Below are 2,788 nucleotides of genomic sequence, written 5' to 3' on the forward strand. Positions count from 1 at the left end.
GGTGCGGCCACTCGGCGGCGATCAGGTCGACCGTCTCCGCGACCTCGGCCCGGTGAAATTCCCGGAGGCGTCCGCGCACCCAAACCAGCGATCGCACCGGTTCGCGCAGCGGTAGCGGCGCGTAATCCGTCAACTCCAGCAGGGCCTGGGCCCCGGCGACGCCGTCGTTCGTTCCGGGCAGGGCCAGCGCGAAGGACCCGTCGGGCAGCAGGTGATGGACCGGCGTCACGACCGGATCCTGGCGCGCCGGCACGGTCTCGAGGGCCAGCAGCGCGCCGCCGGCGCGGACGCACGCGCTGCGGATTCGTTCGGCGGTCGTCGGGGCGGGGCAGGCGGTCAGCGGTAACACCATTCTCCTTAAATTAGGTAAGCCTAAGTTAACTTAGAACGCAGGGCGCCGCAAGGGCGGTTTGGCGGCCCGCGCCGCTAGGGTTGTGGCGTGGTCCGCATCGCTTATCTCGGTCCGGAAGGGACCTTCACCGAGGCGGCGCTGTTGCAGATCACGGCGGCCGGTCTGATTCCCGACCGCCCCGGCGAGGTCCGGCGACTGCCCATCGACAGCACCGCCGCGGCGCTGGACACCGTCCGCGACGGCGGGGCGGAGTACGCCTGCGTCCCGATCGAGAACTCGATCGACGGGTCCGTGACGCCCACCCTCGACAGCCTGGCCATCGGCTCGCCCCTGCAGGTGTTCGCCGAAACCACCCTGGACGTCGCCTTCACTATCGTCATCCAACCGGGACGCACCGCCGCCGATGTGCGCACCCTGGCGGCGTTCTCCGTGGCCGCCGCGCAGGTGCGGCACTGGGTCGCCACCCACCTGCCCGAGGCCGAGTTGCGGCCCGCCTACTCCAACGCCGACGCGGCGCGGCAGGTGGCCGAAGGCCAGGCCGACGCCGGGGTGACCTCGCCGCTGGCCGCCGCCCACTGGGGGCTGGCCGCATTGGCCGAGGGCGTGGTCGACGAACCCAACGCCCGCACGCGCTTCCTTCTGGTGGGCCTGCCCGGGCCGCCGCCGGCCCGCACCGGTGCCGACCGCACCGCGGTGGTGCTGCGCATCGACAACGCGCCGGGTGCGCTGCTCGGCGCGCTGACCGAATTCGGGATCCGCGGCATCGACCTGACCCGAATCGAATCGCGGCCGACCCGGACCTCGCTGGGCACCTACATGTTCTTCGCCGACTGTGTGGGCCACATCGACGACGACGCCGTCGCCGAGGCACTCAAGGCGCTGCACCGTCGTTGTGCCGATGTGAGGTACCTGGGATCTTGGCCGACCGGCTCGCCCGCCGGGGTGCTGCCGCCGCCGGCCGACGAGGCGGCGCGCTGGCTGGCGCGGCTACGCGAAGGAAAACCCGAAACCGCGGCCGGGGGAATGGAGCTATGACCGGGCGGCTGGTGCTACTGCGACACGGCCAGTCCTACAGCAACGTCGAACGCAGGCTGGACACCCGGCCGCCCGGGGCGGAGCTGACGCCGCTGGGCCGCGACCAGGCCCGTGCCTTCGCGCGAGGTGCGCACCGGCCGGCGTTGCTGGCCCACTCGGTTGCGATCCGCGCGTCGCAGACCGCGGGGGTGATCGGCGGCGAACTCGAGATGGCGCCCATCGAGGTGCCCGGCGTGCACGAGGTCCAGGTGGGTGGCCTGGAAAACCGCAGCGACGACGATGCCGTCGCCGAATTCAACGCGATCTACGAGCGGTGGCATCACGGCGACCTCGACATCCCGCTGCCCGGCGGGGAAACCGGCAACGACGTGTTGGACCGCTACGTGCCGGTGCTCACCGAACTGCGCCTGCGCTACCTCGACGACCGCGACTGGGCCGGCGACATCGTCGTCGTCAGCCATGGCGCGGCGATCCGGCTGGCGGCGGCCGTGCTGGCCGGCGTGGACGCCGGCTTCGCGCTGGACCACCACCTCGACAACGCCGAATCGGTGGTCTTGGCACCCATCACCGACGGCCGGTGGAGCTGCGTGCGCTGGGGGACCCTGACGCCACCGTTCTACCCCGAGGCGGATGCGACCCCCGTCGCCGACGCGGTGCACTCGAGCACCGACCCGATGGGCTGAGGGCCGGTCAGACAGCCAGCGCGACGGCCTCGGAGCATCCGCAGCCGATGGCATCGCAGTCGACGACGAACGCGTGCGGCAACAGCTCGGGGCTGAAGCAATCCGGCTCCGTGCATTCGGAGCGGCGCAGTGAATGGCGAATGATGGTGCCGTGACAGTGATCCAAGCCTGCCCGGCAGTCGCGGCAGTCAGCACTCATAACCCGTTCATAGCACCGGCGGCGGACAAATCCGGGATGCCGCGCCCATAGAACGGGCCGACGTTCGTCAGGCCCAGCCCAATTCCTCCAGCCGCTCGTCGTCGATGCCGAAGTGGTGGGCGATCTCGTGGATCACCGTGATCGCGACCTCCTGGACGACGTCGTCGTCGGATTCGCAGACGTCCAGCAGCGCCTCGCGGTAAATCGTGATGGCGTCGGGCAGGGATCCGGCGTAGTCGGAGTCACGCTCGGTCAGCGCGACCCCTTCGTACAACCCGAGGAGTTCGCCGTCGTCGGGGTGGCGGTCCTCGACCAGCACGACGATGTTGTCCATTGCCGCCGCCAGCTCGGGCGGGATCAGGTCGAGCGCGTCGGCGACCATTTCCTCGAACCGTTGCGGATCCATCCGCACGGGCACTCGGCTAGCCCCCGGCGGGCGGCGCGGCGGGCACCTGGATCACGCCGGCGAATCGGGCGATCTGGATACCGGCGGGCTGCTGGCATGAACACGCGTGCGTG

At 70.8% G+C, this 2,788-nt stretch carries 3 protein-coding genes and 3 pseudogenes; 3 read left to right on the top strand and 3 right to left on the bottom strand.

The window, feature by feature from the left end:
* Positions 1-352, bottom strand: a pseudogene (locus tag A9X03_RS09060) (DUF2470 domain-containing protein); the annotation flags it as partial.
* 87 nt (positions 353-439) lie between these two features.
* On the opposite strand from A9X03_RS09060, the gene pheA reads away from it, so the two are divergent.
* Positions 440-1,387: a prephenate dehydratase gene (pheA, locus tag A9X03_RS09065; protein ID WP_067781949.1), complete on the top strand. Its 948-nt coding sequence runs from the start codon at positions 440-442 to the stop codon at positions 1,385-1,387.
* A complete protein-coding gene (locus A9X03_RS09070) occupies positions 1,384-2,070 on the top strand; it encodes a histidine phosphatase family protein (protein ID WP_067781952.1) in 687 nt (228 codons plus the stop codon). The genes pheA and A9X03_RS09070 overlap by 4 nt, the downstream gene beginning before the upstream one ends.
* A 7-nt stretch (positions 2,071-2,077) precedes the next feature.
* Here the strand turns inward: A9X03_RS09070 and A9X03_RS09075 are convergent, their stop codons facing one another.
* Complete coding sequence (locus A9X03_RS09075; RefSeq protein ID WP_067755368.1) at positions 2,078-2,269, bottom strand: hypothetical protein; 192 nt, start codon at positions 2,267-2,269, stop codon at positions 2,078-2,080.
* A pseudogene (locus A9X03_RS09080) lies at positions 2,266-2,687 on the bottom strand (metallopeptidase family protein). The gene A9X03_RS09075 and the pseudogene A9X03_RS09080 overlap by 4 nt, the downstream one beginning before the upstream one ends.
* 26 nt (positions 2,688-2,713) lie before the next feature.
* On the opposite strand from A9X03_RS09080, the pseudogene A9X03_RS30160 reads away from it, so the two are divergent.
* Positions 2,714-2,788 (top strand): annotated as a pseudogene (locus A9X03_RS30160) (hypothetical protein); the annotation flags it as partial.

Source organism: Mycobacterium sp. E1715 (assembly GCF_001667625.1).
GTDB lineage: Bacteria > Actinomycetota > Actinomycetes > Mycobacteriales > Mycobacteriaceae > Mycobacterium.

Coding starts and splice junctions, on each gene's coding strand:
- A9X03_RS09070 (WP_067781952.1), top strand. CDS start 1,384: ATGACCGGGCGGCTGGTGCTACTGCGACACGGCCAGTCCTACAGCAAC.
- A9X03_RS09075 (WP_067755368.1), bottom strand. CDS start 2,269: ATGAGTGCTGACTGCCGCGACTGCCGGGCAGGCTTGGATCACTGTCAC.